The organism is Streptomyces sp. NPDC026500, from assembly GCF_055567635.1.
The window spans coordinates 76,522-93,013 of record NZ_JBVHQB010000023.1; the positions used below are offsets into that span (position 1 = coordinate 76,522).

Annotated in this window: 16 protein-coding genes; 12 read left to right on the plus strand and 4 right to left on the minus strand. The window is 71.7% G+C overall.

Translation table 11 applies throughout. The features are described from left to right. Nucleotides 1–97 precede the first annotated feature (97 nt). From ACZ4N5_RS33480 to ACZ4N5_RS33495, 4 genes are read right to left on the minus strand one after another with little or no spacing between them, the layout of a single operon-like run. On the minus strand, nucleotides 98–1,051 hold the full coding sequence (locus tag ACZ4N5_RS33480; protein WP_467760837.1) for a DMT family transporter: 954 nt from the start codon (nucleotides 1,049–1,051) through the stop codon (nucleotides 98–100). A gap of 38 nt (nucleotides 1,052–1,089) precedes the next feature. Next, a complete protein-coding gene (locus ACZ4N5_RS33485) occupies nucleotides 1,090–1,587 on the minus strand; it encodes a YbaK/EbsC family protein (RefSeq protein WP_467760780.1) in 498 nt (165 codons plus the stop codon). Continuing rightward, on the minus strand, nucleotides 1,584–3,602 hold the full coding sequence (locus tag ACZ4N5_RS33490; protein ID WP_467760781.1) for a class II fructose-bisphosphate aldolase: 2,019 nt from the start codon (nucleotides 3,600–3,602) through the stop codon (nucleotides 1,584–1,586). The genes ACZ4N5_RS33485 and ACZ4N5_RS33490 overlap by 4 nt, the downstream gene beginning before the upstream one ends. Beyond that, on the minus strand, nucleotides 3,599–5,044 hold the full coding sequence (locus ACZ4N5_RS33495; protein WP_467760782.1) for a PLP-dependent aminotransferase family protein: 1,446 nt from the start codon (nucleotides 5,042–5,044) through the stop codon (nucleotides 3,599–3,601). The genes ACZ4N5_RS33490 and ACZ4N5_RS33495 overlap by 4 nt, the downstream gene beginning before the upstream one ends. A 935-nt stretch (nucleotides 5,045–5,979) precedes the next feature. On the opposite strand from ACZ4N5_RS33495, the gene ACZ4N5_RS33500 reads away from it, so the two are divergent. Genes ACZ4N5_RS33500 through ACZ4N5_RS33555 form a run of 12 tightly spaced genes read left to right on the plus strand, consistent with a single transcriptional unit; the run spans nucleotide 5,980 to nucleotide 16,373 of the window. Continuing rightward, complete coding sequence (locus tag ACZ4N5_RS33500; RefSeq protein ID WP_467760783.1) at nucleotides 5,980–6,504, plus strand: thiamine pyrophosphate-binding protein; 525 nt, start codon at nucleotides 5,980–5,982, stop codon at nucleotides 6,502–6,504. Between the two features lie 3 nt (nucleotides 6,505–6,507). Beyond that, a complete protein-coding gene (locus tag ACZ4N5_RS33505; protein ID WP_467760784.1) occupies nucleotides 6,508–7,080 on the plus strand; it encodes a thiamine pyrophosphate-dependent enzyme in 573 nt (190 codons plus the stop codon). After that, the gene (locus ACZ4N5_RS33510; protein ID WP_467760785.1) at nucleotides 7,077–8,102 is read left to right on the plus strand and encodes a beta/alpha barrel domain-containing protein; all 1,026 of its coding nucleotides are present in this window, start codon (nucleotides 7,077–7,079) and stop codon (nucleotides 8,100–8,102) included. The genes ACZ4N5_RS33505 and ACZ4N5_RS33510 overlap by 4 nt, the downstream gene beginning before the upstream one ends. Beyond that, nucleotides 8,099–9,034, plus strand: coding sequence for an isocitrate lyase/phosphoenolpyruvate mutase family protein (locus ACZ4N5_RS33515; protein WP_467760786.1), 936 nt, complete (start codon nucleotides 8,099–8,101; stop codon nucleotides 9,032–9,034). The genes ACZ4N5_RS33510 and ACZ4N5_RS33515 overlap by 4 nt, the downstream gene beginning before the upstream one ends. Further along, nucleotides 9,031–10,146 (plus strand): phosphoenolpyruvate carboxykinase (ATP), encoded by a 1,116-nt coding sequence (locus tag ACZ4N5_RS33520; RefSeq protein ID WP_467760787.1) that lies wholly within the window; start codon nucleotides 9,031–9,033, stop codon nucleotides 10,144–10,146. The genes ACZ4N5_RS33515 and ACZ4N5_RS33520 overlap by 4 nt, the downstream gene beginning before the upstream one ends. Continuing rightward, nucleotides 10,143–10,607, plus strand: coding sequence for a YjbQ family protein (locus ACZ4N5_RS33525; RefSeq protein ID WP_467760788.1), 465 nt, complete (start codon nucleotides 10,143–10,145; stop codon nucleotides 10,605–10,607). Before ACZ4N5_RS33520 ends, ACZ4N5_RS33525 begins: the two co-directional genes overlap by 4 nt. Next, nucleotides 10,604–11,746: a pyridoxal-phosphate-dependent aminotransferase family protein gene (locus ACZ4N5_RS33530; RefSeq protein WP_467760789.1), complete on the plus strand. Its 1,143-nt coding sequence runs from the start codon at nucleotides 10,604–10,606 to the stop codon at nucleotides 11,744–11,746. Before ACZ4N5_RS33525 ends, ACZ4N5_RS33530 begins: the two co-directional genes overlap by 4 nt. After that, on the plus strand, nucleotides 11,746–12,051 hold the full coding sequence (locus tag ACZ4N5_RS33535; protein WP_467760790.1) for a glutaredoxin domain-containing protein: 306 nt from the start codon (nucleotides 11,746–11,748) through the stop codon (nucleotides 12,049–12,051). The genes ACZ4N5_RS33530 and ACZ4N5_RS33535 overlap by 1 nt, the downstream gene beginning before the upstream one ends. Further along, nucleotides 12,048–13,250: an ATP-grasp domain-containing protein gene (locus ACZ4N5_RS33540; protein WP_467760791.1), complete on the plus strand. Its 1,203-nt coding sequence runs from the start codon at nucleotides 12,048–12,050 to the stop codon at nucleotides 13,248–13,250. Before ACZ4N5_RS33535 ends, ACZ4N5_RS33540 begins: the two co-directional genes overlap by 4 nt. A 20-nt stretch (nucleotides 13,251–13,270) precedes the next feature. Beyond that, complete coding sequence (locus ACZ4N5_RS33545) at nucleotides 13,271–13,951, plus strand: metallophosphoesterase family protein (RefSeq protein WP_467760792.1); 681 nt, start codon at nucleotides 13,271–13,273, stop codon at nucleotides 13,949–13,951. After that, nucleotides 13,948–15,105 (plus strand): ATP-grasp domain-containing protein, encoded by a 1,158-nt coding sequence (locus ACZ4N5_RS33550; RefSeq protein ID WP_467760793.1) that lies wholly within the window; start codon nucleotides 13,948–13,950, stop codon nucleotides 15,103–15,105. The genes ACZ4N5_RS33545 and ACZ4N5_RS33550 overlap by 4 nt, the downstream gene beginning before the upstream one ends. Next, nucleotides 15,102–16,373, plus strand: a complete 1,272-nt coding sequence (locus ACZ4N5_RS33555) for an MFS transporter (RefSeq protein WP_467760794.1) — start codon at nucleotides 15,102–15,104, stop codon at nucleotides 16,371–16,373. Before ACZ4N5_RS33550 ends, ACZ4N5_RS33555 begins: the two co-directional genes overlap by 4 nt. Nucleotides 16,374–16,492: the final 119 nt, after the last annotated feature.

Here is a 16,492-nt window from a genome sequence, read left to right on the forward strand (position 1 = left end):
CCGCGGCGACCCAGGCGCGAAAAGAGGAAGAGCGGGCCTCCTTCAGCGGCGGGGACCGGAAACGGAGCGACAGTCACCGCGCCGGTCCCCGACCGGCTCAGCGGACCGCGCGCTCCGCGACGTCGGAGTCGACCACCTCGGCCTCGGCCGCCGTCTCCGGCACCACGACCGGCCGCGGCGCCGGACGAGGCGCACCGTGCGCGGCCATGATCCCGGCGATGACCAGCACCGCCCCGAGCGGCTGGTTCCACGTCAGCCGCTCGCCCAGCAGGATCACGCCCGCCGTGACACCGACGACCGGGGTGAGATAGGTGACCGCGGCGGCGTTCACCGCGCCCCACGCCTGGACGATGTTGTTGTTCCACAGATAGGCGAGGCCGGTGCTCAGGGCACCCAGCGCCAGCATGCTCAGCGCGATCGGCGCGTCGATGCGGGGTGCGGGTGCCGCGAGCCACGGTGTGGCCGCCAGCATGATGATCGCGCCGATGGTGACCTGCACGAAGGCGACGCTGACCGCCGGCAGTCCGCGCGGGGTGATGCACCGGCGCAGATAGACGAAGGCGACGCCGTAGCAGGCGGTGGCGCCCAGACAGGCGAGCTCAGCCATGAGATGGCCGCCGCCACCGGCCAGGCCCCCCGGGCCGATCAGCACCAGGACCCCGGCGAACCCCGCGAGCAGACCCGCCGTACGGCGCCGGTCGAGCCGCTCGTCCGCCAGGGCGACCGTACTGACGACGAGGGTCAGCAGCGGGGTGGTGGCGTTGAGGATGCTGGCCATGCCGGAGTCGAGGTGCTGCTCGGCCCAGGAGAAGAGCAGGAAGGGTACGACGCACAGCAGGACGGACACGACGGACAGCCGCAGCCAGAGCCCGGGATCCCGGGGGATCCTGCTGCGGGTCACCGCCATGACCACGCAGAGCGCCAGCGCGCCCAGCACCAGTCGGCCCCACACCACCTGAGCGGGCGTCAGCCCGTCCAGCGCGACCTTGATGAACAGGAAACTCGAGCCCCACGCGCACGCCAGTGCGACGAACTGTGCCCCGATGCGCACTCGCAAGCCGACGCACCCCCCTTTTCTTGTGTCGGTCCCTACTCCGCGGCGACCGGGACCGCCGGCGCCGCGATGGGCGCCACCCTGGGCGCCACGATCCGTACGTAGTCCTCCGTGGCCATGACCACCGACCGGTCCAGCCGTCCCGCGTTGAAGGCGATCTCCTCGTGGGCCTCGAGGAACTCCGCGTCCACGACGACGGGCAGCGAACCGGACAGCGACAGCGGCGGAATGGCGCCGACCACGCAGCCGGTGAGCTGCTCGGCCAGTTCCGACGGGGCGAACCCGCCCTTCTTGCCCTCGACCGCGGCAACGACCTTCTTCAGGTCCGCTCGCCGGTCTCCCGCCAGCACGGCCAGCACCGCCGGGGACTCGATCCCCTTCACCCGGCACACGAGCGCCTTCGCGCCCTGCGACACGGTCGTGCCGCGCACCGCGGACACCTCCTCGGAGCGCCCTTCGGCCGGGTGCTCGACCACGCGGTACCTGGCCTCCTCACGGTCGAGAAGGTCGACGATCTGCTCAAAGGGACTCAACTGCGGCCTCCCGGGGCCTCTGCGGGCGTACGGCCACGGAGCGGGGCCGCGTAGCACCGCTCCAGCCGGCTGACGAAGGTGTCGACGAAGGACGGCGGCGCCTCGGTCCAGGACCGCCAGTCACGTGTCGCCTCCGCAAGGTACGACATGCGCCGCACGTGCTTCCAAGACCCGTCACCTGTGCGTGAATTGGGATCCCCGCTGAGATCGACGGGCAGATGGGCGCGCAGCGCCTCCAGATAGTCGGCGTAGACCCCGCTGCCGAAGTTCACCCGGGCGACCCCGTGCGCCGGCAGGGACGCGAGGTCGACCCGCGAGATCGAGCTGCCGCCGTGCACGACCAGAGCGCGGCCGGTGCCCTCCAGGACGCCGGTGAGGGCCCGGACGAGCCCGTGGTCGATCGCCGCGTACCGGTGCTCGCGCGCGGGGTCGACGGCGAAGACCTCGTCCCACAGTTCGGTCTTGCGCCGGGCCTTGGCCAGCCGCCGCTCCAGCCACTCCTTCTCCAGGGCATCGAGCAGCGGCCGCTGGAACACCGGGACGCGGGTCCGGGCGTCGCGGAACACCGCGTCGAGCCGCGGCCCGGCGTCCGGGCCCTCCCCTTGCGTCGTGGCCCGGCGGGCCAGCGCGGCCACCAGCCGGTGCTCGGCCGAATAGCCGGGCAACCCGGACTCCGTGAGGTCCTTCTCGACGCGCGCGCAGGCCTCGGCGAAGGCGTGCAGATCGTCGCCGGTGACACGGTCGTCCAGCAGACCGACCTCGGCCATCGACCGGCGGGTGGCGGCGAAGCCGTAGTCGAAGCTGTGGAACTGGCCCACGTGCGCGCCGACCAGATCGAGGTCCGTGTTCTCGACGAACCGGGTGAAGTCGCTCGTGGTCGTCTTGTTCCACTTGCGCAGCCCGGCCCCGTCGATGGAGCCGATCTCGCCCTCGACGAGGACGCCGTAGCGGCGCGCCAGTTCCGTGGCCGCGTTGGTGAACAGCACGTTCTGGTGCAGCGTACGACCGGACCCGTCGACCATGACCGAGTCGAACCCGGCCTCGCAGGCGGCCTGGACCACCTCGTGGTCGTCCGCGTGATCGAGGTGCAGCCGCAGCCGCGAGCCGAGCGCGGTGTTCAGCTGGTCGACGTCCTGCCGGAGCCTGCGGAAGACCTCGGCGACGGCGGCGACCGGACCCCGGCCGACGCTGTCCGCGACGAAGAGCAGGGCTTCCTGCGGCGAGATCTCGCAGTAGACGTCCCGCCGCGTGCGCGCCGAGAGCAGGGCGTACGGCAGCAGCATGGACGGGTGCTTCACGTTGAAGTTCGGCACGGTCCCGGTCCACCGGGCGGGGGGCGCCGCCGCTTCCCCGGCCGGCGGCGTGCCGGGCCGCCGGTTGCGCAGTTCCCAGTGGTACTCGTGCCGCACGCGCCGCACTTCGGCGAGGAAGTCGGGCAGGTCCGTGTCGCCGGGTGACAGGGTGCGAACGAGCGGGCCGAGGGCACGGGGGTCCAGAGCCCGGTGGTCCTCGACCATGAAGATCACGCCGAGCAGCGGGTCGTCGCGGCGCAGCGCCTCGGTGCGGCGAGCCGCCCAAGCCATCGCGGCCAGGCCGCTGACCGGGAGTTCCTCGCACACGAACGCCACCGACTGGGGCGCGAGCGTGTCGAGCACCCGCTCACACGACAGCCGCTCGTCGGCGATGACGGTCCGCAGTCCGAGCCGTTCGAGGAGCGGCCGGGCCCACTCGGTGTGCCAGACCTCCGCGCCGATCACGGCGTGCGGGGCGTCGGCGCGGCGCGGCCGTACGGCCGCGCCCAGCACACCGGGCGGCAGCGGAGGCCGGGGGATCAGGCGGGTCATCGGGCCCGCCGGGGAGCCCGGAGCGGCGGCACGCGCGGGGATCGCCGTACCCGTCGGGGCCATGACGGCGGTGGAGACCGCCGCACCCGCCCCGGCGGCACCGCTCGCACGGGTCGCCGTGCCCGCGGTGCCCGCCGAGGCCGACGCGCTCGCCGGAGTCGCCGTGCTCACCGGAACACCTCCCCCAGCAGACGGGCCGCGGCCGGCGAGTCGACGTAGGAGTCGAAGGAGTAGGCGAGTCGGTCCAGAGAATGGTGCTGGAGCAGATCGGCGACCTCGGCGCGGACCGTCGCGGGCTCCGCGCGGCGCAGCACCACCTTGGCCACCAGCCGGGCCACCTCGCGCATCTCCGCCTCGCGCAGCCCGCGCCTGGTCATCGCCTGGACGCCGAGCCTGAGACCGTGCAGCCCGTTGGCGCCCGGCACCTCGATGTTGGTGGTGCGGATGCCCGCGTGCGCCAGGTCGCCCAGGGACAGGCGCAGCGCGTCGGCGGCCGATCCGGTGATGACGTGCACCTGGTGGGTCTCGGTGAACCCGAAGGACTCCCCGGAGACCCGCACCCCCTCCTCGTGCAGGGCGTGCGCGAGTGCCTTGGAGTTGGCGATCGTCTGACGCGCGTAGTCGTGGCCGTAGAGGGCGATCTCGGAAAGGGCCACGTACATGGGTGCGATCAGCTCGGCGTGCGAGTTGCTCTGCATCTGCGGGCAGACCCAGTCCGACACCGCCCTGAGCTTCGGGTGGTCCGCGTCCCTGAAGGCGATGTAGGCCTTCTGCGGTCCGGCGATGGTCTTGTGGGTGTTGCCGTGCACGGCGTCCGCGCCGAGCAGCGTCGGCTGCGGCAGCGCCCCGCCCGCGATCAGGGCGCCGTCGTGACTGGAGTCGTAGGCGAGGAAGACACCCTCGGGCAGCGCGGCCCTGATCTGGGCGAGCGGCTGCCAGCGCAGTTTGAACGACTGGTCGAGGATGACGAGCTTGATCTCCGGGTGTTCGGCGCACAGCGTGGCCAGCCGGTCCACGTCGATGAGCAGGGTCCGGTCGACCATCGGCAGGTGGTACGTGTTGACGCCGGCCGCGGCGGCCAGCGACTCCAGGGCGAAGTGGCCGCCGTCCTTGTGCGCGAAGTGCACGAAGCCGTCGCCGCGCCCGCAGTTGCCCAGCAGCACGGCCTGCTCGGCGACCGAGCCGCCGTTGGGCCGCCAGTCGAAGGTGGCCGCCTCGAAGAGCTGCCGGCCGATCCCGGTCAGCTTCCCCACCAGGGACGCGTTCGCGCCGGAGTCCGGGAAGGCCCACTCGCCCGCCTCTGCCGGGTACGGCGGAGCGAACTCGTAGAAGCCGCCCTGCAGTCCGCTGCCGAGCATCCGTACCAGCTTGCTCGGGTAGTTCTCGCTGGCCGTGAGGCTCAGGTGCTGCTCACGGTAGGTGTTGTCGAGCACGAAGTCCGAGGCGAGCCGCTCCAGCAGGTGCGCCACCCGGTCGTCCGACCACACGTGGCCGAACACGCCGGCGCCGTCACCCCCCGAGGCCTCGTCGATGATCTCCTCGGCCGCCACGACCGCGGCCTGTGCTTCGTCGTCGACAACACCGATACCACTGTCTTGTTCTGCCGCACGCATAAATCAACCCCGCTGCATGTCGAAAAGAACCGGAAAGAAAAAGTAAGAGACGCTGGAAAGAGGCGAAGAGGCGGCACCGGCGCACGGCACTGTGCGGGGCCATACACCGGAACAAAGCCGAACGCGGCCCTTCGATGCTCTTTTACGAACCGTCCCCGCCCCGGCACCCCCGCGGCCCTTCCCGAAGGCATCCGGACATCAATGGAATCGACTGTACACGGGGAAGATCAACACTGGACCACCGCAATCCAGCCACTCTGCACTCCCGCCTTGTCCGTGGAAACCGCGCTCCGCGGAAGGTGCGCGATGCAGGCAGACATCCGTCGCACGGCCCGAATTGCAGGCGCAGATCCCGCGCTCCGGCGCGTACGAGGTGGCCGGTAAAGCACCCGGGGGTCTCGCCACCAATTTGACTCAAATCCGATCCACCGCGTACCGGCTCCCGACCTCGGCCGGCCCTCGCACGACACATCGGATGGCCGGAAACCCGCAGACCTAGGCGGCGGCTCTCGAGGACGGCACGGATGTCCACGTGTCGCGCCTGCGTGGCGTTGCGCTGCCTCCCGCCCGACAAGGCCCAGTTCGGCACCGCGCGCGGCGATCGCGTCCGCCCGGGTCTCGTCCGGCTCCTGGCCCGTGCGGCGAGCTGCGCCTTCGGCGACGGCCGCTGCACAGAATCACGGCACCGCAATCCCCGACTTCAAACATCGAAATTCGGTCATTGCACTCGGAAGATCGGCTGATTGAACATGCGACCACAAGGCCACCGAATGCACGGTATGCCCGACTCGGCTCCGCCAAATTCACCTGTCCGTATTCCGGAACGTCATTGCGGATTCCCTTGGGCGTCATGCAAGATCCACACCGACGAGGAGCACGGAGACGCTCCTCGCCGGGCGTGATCACGTCCGTGCTTCGCAAAAGAAAGGCGATGCGTGCTGCCTGAATCTTCGTCGGCAGCGGGATCCGGGTCCAACGTCGCGGAAACCTTGCTCAATGCCTTCGTAAACCGCGGTCATTCACACTTCACCGGCGTGCCGTGTTCACTGTTGAAGGGGTTCTTCCGATTACTGGAGGACCCCGACTGTCCGGCCACGTACATACCCGCCCCGCGTGAGGACAGCGCCCTGGGGGTGGCCTCCGGTCTCGCCGTGGCGGGGGCCAGGCCCGTGGTCCTCATGCAGAACTCCGGCCTCGGCTACTCGCTCAACGTCCTCACCTCGTTCAACCTCATCTACGACGTCCACCTCCCGATCGTCGTCAGCTGGCGCGGTCACGACGGCAACGACGCCGTCGAGCACGACGTCATCGGCCGCGAACTCACCCGGCTGCTCGACGTGTTCGGGCTTCCCTGGACCGTGCTGGACAACGAGCACCCCGAGGACTCCGTGGAGGCGTTCCTCAAGCAGTACGACTCCGGGCGAAGCACCGCCGTACTGATCGTCCGGGAAGGGATCTGAGCGTTGCTGGACATCCGTGACGCCCTGAGCGCACTGCTGGAGCGCGAGTCCGCCGCCCTGACGGTGAGCACGTGCGGCTACATCACACGCGACGTGTACAACATCCGCGATCGCGCCAACCACTTCTATCTCGTCGGCTCCATGGGCATGGCCGCGCCGATCGGGCTCGGCATCGCACTGGCCCACCCGGACCGCCGGGTGCTGGTGCTGGACGGCGACGGCTCGTTCGCCATGAACCCGGGCTGTCTGCCGATGATCGCCCAGCACCGGCCGAATCTGGTCCATGTCGTCCTCGACAACGGCGCCCACGAGAGCACCGGCGGCCAGCGCACCGTCGCGCTCGGCGACCCGGCGGCCATGGCCCTCGCGGCCGGTTACGCGACCGCCCACACCGTGGACGACCTCGACCAGCTGGCCGCCCTGGACCTGACCGGCACGCCCACTCTGGTGCGGATCCGCTGCAAGCCGCGCAGCCACCCCGCCGGAAAGCGCGTGGAGCAGACGCCCCAGCAGTTGGTGGAACGTTTCCGCGCCCAACTGGCCGATCCGGCGGCGCACCTGGAAGGAGCCGTGTGAAACCCACCCTGCTCGACTGCACCCTGCGCGACGGCGGGAACCAGAACGACTGGCAGTTCACCGCAACCGACGTCCGCACCATCGTGAGCACCCTGGACGCCGCCCGCGTCGACGTCATCGAGGTCGGCTACCGCGGCGGCTCCGGGAGCAGGGCCAGCGCCACCGCGGGAACATCGGCGCACTGTACGCCCGAGTACCTCGCGGCGCTGCCGGCCGTCTCGCACGCCGAGCTGGCCGTGATGGTCGTACCCACCGTGTGCCCGGTGAGGGCCATGGACGACCTGCCCGACAGTCCGGTGTCCATGGTGCGCATCGCCGCCTACCCGTGGAACATCGACGGGGTCCCCGAGTACGTCCGCGCCGTGCGGGCGCTCGGGCTGAAGGTCGGCGTCAACCTGATGGCCGTCAGCTACACCACCCAGGAGCAGCTGGCCGAGGTCGCCGCCGTCGTGGCGTCGGAACCGCCCGACGTCTTCTACATCGCCGACTCCTTCGGCGCGCTCACACCGGACGACGTCCAGCGGCGCGTCGAGCTGCTGGCCGAGCGGCTGCCGACAGCGCTCGGCATCCATGCCCACAACAACCTGGGCCTGGCCGCGGCCAACGCGGTCGCCGGCCTGGACGCGGGCGTGAGCTGGCTGGACGCCTCGCTGTGCGCCATGGCGCGGGGCGCCGGGAACCTCGCCACCGAACAGGCCGCGGCCTTCCTCACCGCGTGGCCCAAGTACGACACCCACGCCGATCTGACCCTGGTCTGCGAGGCCGCCGAGTACGTGGCCGAGCAAGTGCTGCCGCGCCCCATGACGGTGCGCCGCGCGGAGATCGCCGCCGGGATCAACGACCACCACTTCTACTTCCAGGACCGCATCGAGAAGATCAGCGCCCGCCACGGACTCGACCCGTGGGAGGTCGGACGCAGGATCGGTGCGGCGCGGCCCCGCAAGGTCCTCGACACGACGGTCGAGGACGTGTGCCGGGAACTGGCCGAACAGAGCGAACAGACCGACGGAGGGGACGCATGACCGGGAGCCGACCGCCCCAGCAGGAACAGAACGACCCGCCGACCGGCGCGGCACAGCGGCTGCGCGCGGCCCTCACCGCCCCGCGACTGACACGTGCCATGGGCTCGCACAGCCCGCTCAGCGCGCGGCTCGCCGAGGAGGCCGGCTTCGACGTCGTGTGGTCCAGCGGACTGGAGATCTCCGCCGCGGCCGGCGTGCCCGACGCCAACATCCTCCCCATGGGCGAGTGCCTCGACGCGGCGGCCGACCTCGCGTCCGCGGTGGACATCCCCGTCCTCGCCGACTGCGACTCCGGATTCGGCAACGTCAACAACGTCATCCACATGGTGCGCTCCTACGAGGCGCGCGGCGTGGCCGGCGTGTGCATCGAGGACAAGCAGTTCCCCAAGCTCAACAGCTTCGTCGACGGCAACCAGGACCTCGCCCCGCTGGACGACTTCGCGGGCAAGATCCGGGCCGCCTCCGAGACCCGTACCGACATGGTGGTGGTGGCCCGCCTGGAGGCGCTGATCTCCGGGCAGGGCATGGCGGAGGCGCTGCGCCGGGCCGACGTCTACGAGCGGGCCGGGGCGGACGCCCTGCTCATCCACTCCAAGCGCAAGGACCCGGAGGAGGTCTTCGCCTTCCGCGAGGCCTACCGCGGCGACCTCCCGGTGATCGTCGTGCCGACCACCTACAACCAGGTCACCGTCGAGGAGCTGGAGCAGCGCGGCTTCGCCATGGCGATCTACGCCAACCAGGCGCTGCGCAGCTCGATCCGGGCCATGCGGGAGACCCTCACCCGGATCATGCGGGACGGCACCACGCTGAACGTGGAGCCCGAACTCGCCCCGCTCAAGGAGATCTTCGACCTGCAGCGCATGCCCCAGATGCTGGAGCAGCAGGAGCGCTACGAGTCCCTGGGACGCGAACTCGCGGAGGCCGCACAGTGACCACCCACCCCACCGCCCTGCGGCTGGACTTCCACGGCACCCGGCTCGACCTGGAGGTGGCGCCCGGCGCCGGCGTCGAGGACGCGCTGGCCTTCCTCGCCACGCATCTGACCGCCGAGGAGGCCAAGCCCGACGAGACGGACCGCGAGCCGGTCGCGACGCTGCGCGTGCACGCCCCGGCCCCGGGGCTCCTCGCGCCTCCCGCCGGGACCGTGCAGGAGGAGATCTATCTCCGCAAGAGCGCCAGCGAATTCTTCACCGTGCCGGCCCGGCGGGCCGCGGTGGACGGCCGGGAGTACCTGGAGTGCACCAAGACGGGCAGCCGTTTCGTCTTCGACCGCGCCACCCGCGTGATCGACGTGGCGCTCGGGGCCGACGGGCACATGGACCTCGTCGAGCTGGTGCGCGACCTGGTGCTGAAACACCAGGAGAACACCGGCGCCGCGGTGCTGCACGCCACCGCCGCCTACCGGGACGGCGCGGTCGTGCTGGTCACCGGCGCGAAGGGGGCCGGCAAGAGCACGGTGCTCCTGGAGCTGGTGGAGCACTTCGGGTACGAGGTGCTCAGCGGCGACAAGACCGTGCTGCACGAGCTGCCGGACGGCTCGGTCGTCGCGGCCGGCTGGCCCGACTACCCGCACCTCGGCTACGGCACCGTCGCCAAGTACCCGGGACTCAGGGAGATCGCGGGCATCGGGGACGACTACGTGCCCGCCGAGGGCCACGCGTTCTCGCCCGTGGGGAAGTTCGCAGTGGACCCGCTGCCGTTCCGGGACCGCTTCCCGAGCGCCCCGGTCGGGGTGCGCGTCCCCGTCGCGGCGATCCTGCACCCGGCGATCGGGCCCGGCGAGCGCACGCTCGTCGAGCCGCTGACCGGCAGCCGTCAGGAGCACGCCGAAGTGCTGCGCGCCAACGTGGAGTCGGCGTTCGACGGCGCCAACGCCGGCTGGCACCACTACCTCGACGACGGCCGCGCCGCCCACGCCGAGCAGCTCGCCCGCATCGCCGACGTCCTGGCCGGGGTGCCCGCCTGGACTCTGACCGGCCCGGGCGACCTGACGGCCGAGAACGTGCCGTCCGCGATCGGCGGGCCCGCGGAGGTGGTCCGGTGATCGAACTGACGGTGGAGAGCACCGGCCTCAACTCCCACTACGACCTCACCGACCGGATCGCCACCGCCCTCCAGGAGCACGGCACGAGTGACGGACTGGCAGGGGTGTTCGCGCACGGCAGCACCATCGGTCTCACCGTGATGCGCTACGAGCCCGGCGCCGTGCAGGACCTGCTGCGGACCCTGGAACGGATCGCCCCGGAGTCCCCCGCCGACGGCAGCCGCTATCTGCACGAGCTGACCACCGCCGACCCGAACGGCTTCTCCCACCTGAAGTCGTCGCTGCTCGGCACCAGTCTGCTCGTGCCCTTCCAAGGCGGCCGCCTCGCCATGTCGCCGAGTCACCGTGTGGTGCTCTTCGACTTCGACCTGAAGCCCGCCACCCGCCGCGTCTTCGTCGACGCGCCCCGGACCGCGGCGCCCACCCCCCACACCGACACGGTTAAGGAGAACAGCCGGTGAAGCTGCGGCTGGCCACACCCGGACCCACCGAAGTCCCGCAGCGCCTGCTGCTGGCCGGGGCCCGCGAGATCATCCACCACCGCTCCACCGAGATGGAGCAGCTGATCCACGAGATCAGCGGCGGGCTGCCCCCGCTGTTCGGGACCGGCGCCCCCGTGTACACCATCGCCTCCTCCGGGACCGGCGCCATGGAGGCCGCGGTCGCCAACTGCTTCTCGGCCGGCGACGAGGTCCTGATCGTCTCCAACGGCTACTTCGGCGAGCGCTTCCAGGCGATCTGCACGTCGTACGGTCTCGTCGTGCACGTCGTCGAGAGCGACTGGGGCACCAGCGCCGACCCCGAGCGGGTGGCGGCCGCCTACCGCGAACACCCTGAGATCCGGGGCGCGTTCGTCGTCTACAGCGAGACATCCACCGGGGCGCTCAACGATGTCGAGGCGATCGGGCGGATCTTCCGCGACACCGACGTGGTCGTGGTCGTCGACGCCATCAGCGGTCTGCTGGTGCACCCGCTGGAGATGGACGCGTGGGGCCTGGACGTGGTCCTCGCCGCCTCCCACAAGGGCTTCATGCTGCCGCCGGGGCTCGCCTTCGTCGCCCTGTCCGACAAGGCGTGGACGGCCGTGGAGCGTTCCACCGGGCCGAACTACTACTGGTCGTTCAAGCGGCTGCGCCACTTCTACCCGATGTCGTCCTCGTCCCCCGCGGTGTCCCTGCTGCTCGCCCTGCACGAGTCGCTGAAGATGCTCGACGAGGAGGGCATGGAGGCCTTCCGCAGGCGCCACGCCGTGCTGGGCAGGGCGGCCGAACGCGGCCTGCTGAAGCTCGGGTTCAGCACCTTCGTCCAGCCCCCGAACCGGCGCAGCCACGTCATCACCCCGGCCCTCGCGCCCGAGGGCATCGACACCGGCCGGCTGCTGAAGACGCTGTCCACGTCTTACGGGGTCACGATGACCGGCGGCCAGGCACATCTCAAGGGCAAGCTCATCCGGGTCGGCCACGTGGGCGCGGCCGACGCCCTCGACCTGAGCGGGATCTTCGGCGCCCTGGAGATGGCCCTGCTCGACCTGGGCCACACGTTCACCCCGGGCTCCGGCGTCGGTGAGATCATCCGCACATTCCACGAGGAGGGCCACTGATGCTCGTCCTGTTCCAGCGGGAGACCTGCCCGGACTGCAAGCCGGTGCGCGAACTGCTCACCAGGCTCCAGGTCTCCTACATCAACATCAACGTGCCCAAGCCGCGCGAGGAGCGGCACGAGCTGATCCGCACCACGGGCAGCAAATTCATCCCGGCCCTGGTCGACGGCGCCACCGTCATCCCGGGCAAGTTGCGGGAGAACGCCGACATCGTCGCCTACCTCAAGGAGCGCTTCGGCGACCCGGAGGCGGTGACGCCTCAGGCGGGTACCGCCGTGGAAGCGCAGCAGGAGCCCGTGGCATGACCTTCGGGCAGCAGGTGCCCGCGACACCGCGTATCGCGGTGCTCGCGGGCACCCCGCAACTGGTGCGCGCGGCCCGCGCGTTGGGCATCGACACCGTCTTCGTGCACGACGCGGCGCAGTCGGCGCCGCCGGTGGCCGCGGAGGCCGACACGGCCATCGCCGTGGACCTGGCGGACACCGACGCATTGCACGCGGCCCTGGCGCCGCTGCACGCCGAACGCCCCTTCGGGCGCGTGCTGTCGCTCACCGAGCGCGGCCTGCTGCCGACGGCCGCGATCGCCGAACGGCTCGGCCTGCCCGGCAACTCGCTGCACACCGTGAGCCTGCTCCAGGACAAGCAACGCATGCGGGAGCTCCTCAACGCCCGCGGCATCGGCCCGGTGCACACCGGCGCACCGCGTGACGCGGCCGACCTCGCCGGGTTCTGCCGTACGACGGGCGGACCCGTCATCCTCAAACCCGCGGCCGGCACCAGCAGTCAGGCTGTCTTCCGGGTGGCCGGGCCGCGGGACGCCGAGGCCGTCTGGCGGGCGTTCGAAGCGGCGGGCGGCACCCGGCCGATCGCCGAGGAGTACCTCGACGGGCCCGAGATCAGCGTGGAGAGCTTCTCGTACGACGGGAAGCACACCGTGCTCGCGGTGACCGACAAATTGGTCGGCACCGCGTTCGTGGAGACCGGGCACACCCAGCCGAGCGCCCTGCCCCCGTCCGTCCTGGCGGAGGTCGCCGCGCTCGTCCAGGCCTTCCTGGACGCCGTGGGCCTGACGGAGGGCCCCGCCCACACCGAGGTCAAGATCACCGGGAAGGGCCCCCGGATCCTCGAGTCGCACAACCGCATCGGCGGCGACAAGATCCGCGAACTGCTTGGCCGCGCCTACGGACTGGACCTGGTGACCCTCACCGCGGGCTGCCCGCTCGGTCTGCTCCGGCCGCCCGCCGGCCCGCCCGTCGCCCGCCGGGGAGCGGCCATCCGCTTCCTCGCCCCACCGCCCGGAACGGTCCGGAACATCACCCTGCCCGACACCGGCGGCACTACCGCCGAGATCCGGCTGGACGTCGCGGTCGGCGACCGGGTCCGCCCGGTGCGCAGCTCGCAGGACCGCGCGGGACACGTCATCGCCGACGGCACGGACGCGGCCGACGCCGCCCGTCTCTGCGAGGTGCTGGCGGGCCGGGTGCGGATCGAAACGAGTGGGTGAGACCGGTGCGCCATGCCGTTGTGACCGACATTCACGGGGACACCGCTCGGCTGCGAACCGTTCTCGAGGGGGCCCGTGAGCAGCGGGTGGACCAGGTGGTCTGCCTCGGCGACGTCTTCGAGTGCCGGATCGGGAAACGGGAGGCGGCCGGGTACGAGTTCGGCGGCCGGCTGACCGACGTCTTCGACCCGGACCCCGAACTCGCCCGGCTCCTGGACGGGGTACGGCTGGTGCGGGGCAACCAGGAGGAGCGGATCCGCGCCCTCGTGCCCGACCACCGCCTGCCCGGCTGGACCCGCCCGCTGCTCGACGCCCCCTTGGAGCACCGCACCGAGTTCGCCCTGTACTGCCACGGCCACCCGTTGCCGTGGCGCGAACCGGAGCCCGGGCTGTGGTGCCCTGCCGACGCGGACTTTCCCGGGCGGGCGCTGGTGCACGGGCACCATCACCGCAGTGCGCTGTACAGGCTGTGGCCCGGCGACACCGGCCCGGTGCGGGTGGAGCGCCTGCCCGTACGGTTCGGGTCGCCGGTCCCGCTCGCACCGGACGGCCGCTACGTCATCAACGTGGGCTCAGTCACCCACTGCGCCCCGGACCGCGGCCCCTCCCCCGCCTGGGCCGTCGTCGACGAGGACGCCGCCACCGTCACCTACCACCACGCACCGCACCCCACGGCCCCACAACCTACGGAGAAGCAGTGACCCGGCAGGTACTCCTGCTCAACTCGGACAAGCCCGAGGTCCTCGAGGCCCTGGCCCGCCGCCCCGAAGTGACCCTCCGTGTCATCACCCGCAAGGTGTACGCCGACCTGTACCGGAACCACGAGGTGGCGTACGTCGACAGCTTCGCCGATCTGACACAGGTCGAGCAGGCGGCGTACGAACTCGCCGCACACGGCCCCGTCGACCACGTCATCGCGGCCACGGAGAAGAGCGTGGTGGCGGCCGGGCTGGTCCGCGTCCTGCTCGGAGTGCCCGGGATGGGCTTCGACCAGTCCCTGCGGGGCGCCCACAAGCGGGCGATGAAGGACAGGCTGCGCGCCGCCGGTCTCCCGGTGACGGACTACGCCCAGGCAGCGACGCTCGACGAGGTGCCCCGGGCGGCGGAGCGGACCGGCTGGCCCGTCATGATCAAGCCGGTGTTCGGCGCCGCCTCGAAGTGCACCCACCGCGTGGACTCCCCCGAGGAGTTCGCCGAACGGCACCGGGCCGGCGGCTTCGCCGACCTCGCGGACACGCGGCTGCCGGTCCAGGTGGAGCGCCTGGTGCGGTTCACGCACGAGTACCACTGCGACGGAGTCGTACACGACGGCCAGGTGGCCCGCGCGGCCGTCTCCCGCTACTTCCTCCCTCCGCTGCGCACCTCGCCGAACCTGAACAGCGGTTACGTCGCCGACCGGACGGACCCGTTCTCGCGGGACGTCCTGGACCTGCACCGCCGGGTGGTCGCCGCGCTCGGCCTGCCGGCCGGGGTCACGCACCTGGAGGTGTTCCGCACCGGGGCGGGACCGGTCATCGGCGAAGTGGCCGTACGGCCGGGCGGCATGGGCATCTCCCGGATGTGGTGGCACGCCTTCGGGGTGGACCTGTGGGAGGAGTTCGTCCGGGTCTCGGCCGGTGAGCGGCCCAGCCGGCCGGCCCGCGAACCGCACCCCGGGACGATCGGCCGTTCCCGGCTGCCCGCACTGCCCGGTCTACGGGAGCGGGTGCTGGCCCTGCCCGGCGTGCTGGAGGTGCTGACGCCCGAGGAGTGCGCCAGCCCGGGGCGTCTGGAGGCGTACTTCACGGCCGCGGACGAGGCGGCCGCGGAGACCTTCATCGCTCGGCTGCACGAGATGGCGGGGCCCGCGGCATGACCACACCCGCTCCCGGCCGGGCGCGCGCCCTGCTCGACGCCTGTCTGCCCGCCGCCGGCGATCCCCGGCTGCTCGCCGTGTCCTGGCTGGTCAAGACCGTCGGCAGCGGGCTCTACCTGACCACCAGCACGCTGTACTTCACCCGCGTCGTCGGCCTGCCCGTGCACCAGGTCGCCACCGGCCTCACCGTCGCCGGGATCGTGGCGCTGGCCGGTGCCGTACCGCTGGGCGCGCTGGCGGACCGGTTCGGCCCCCGGCGGACGTACACCGTCCTGCTCGGCGTCCAGTTCGCCACCATGGCGGCGCTGGCCTTCGCCCGTACCTTCCCGGCGATCCTGGCGCTGATCCTGGTCTTCCTCCTCGCCGAGCAGGGCAGCACCGCGGCCCGCGGCGCGCTGGTCGCCACCGTCGGGGAGGGCGCCGAACGCGTACGGCTGCGGGCCTATCTGCGGGTGGTGACCAACGTCGGCATCACGATCGGCGCGGCGGCCTCGGCGCTGGTCATCCAGGCCGACACCGAGGCCGGATACATGGCCCTGCTGTGGTGCACGGCGCTGACCTACGTGGGGGCGGCGGTGCCGTTGCGGTGGCTGCGGGCGCGCGAGAGACGGCCGGCCGAGAAGGCTGCGCGCACCGGTTCCGGCCGGCAGGTCCTGCGCGACGGGCGGTACGCCGCCGTCACCCTGATCTGCGGTGTGCTGTCCCTCCAGGCGCAGGTGCTGTCGTTCGCCGTACCGCTGTGGGTGCTCCGGCACACCGAGGCGCCGCCGGTCCTGGTGTCGGCCGTCGTCGCCGTCAACACGGTGATGGTGATCTGTCTGCAGATACGGTTCAGCCGCGGCGCCGAGGACGACCGCCGAGCCGCCCGGATGTGCCGCAACTCGGGGATCGCGCTGTTCGTCGCGTGCGCGCTGATCGCGTTCACCGGCGGGATGGGCGGCTGGCCTGCGACGCTTCTGCTGCTGCTGTTCGCGGCCGCCCTCACCTTCGGCGAACTGTGGCTGTCAGCGGGCTCGTTCGGGCTGAGTTTCTCACTCGCTCCGGAGGGCATGCACGGTCGGTACCAGGGCTTCTTCTCCCTGGGGCGCGGTGCCGCGACCGCGGTGGCACCGGCACTCATAGCGGTGCTCTGCCTCGGCGGGCGCCCGCGGGAGGGGTGGCTCCTGCTGGGCACCCTGTTCGCCGTGGCGGGGGCAGCGGCTCCGCTGGCGCTGCGGGTGCGGGGGGCGGCGGTGCGCGAACCGTCCCTGTCGACGGCCACGGAGTAGACGGCGCGCGGGCCACTCGACGACGGCGATCCGCAGGGTGGCCGGAATCAGCCGCCCGCTGGGTCCACCGGCCACGAAGAAGGCCCTGGCGCGGGCTGTTTCCGCCGGGCCCGACCCGC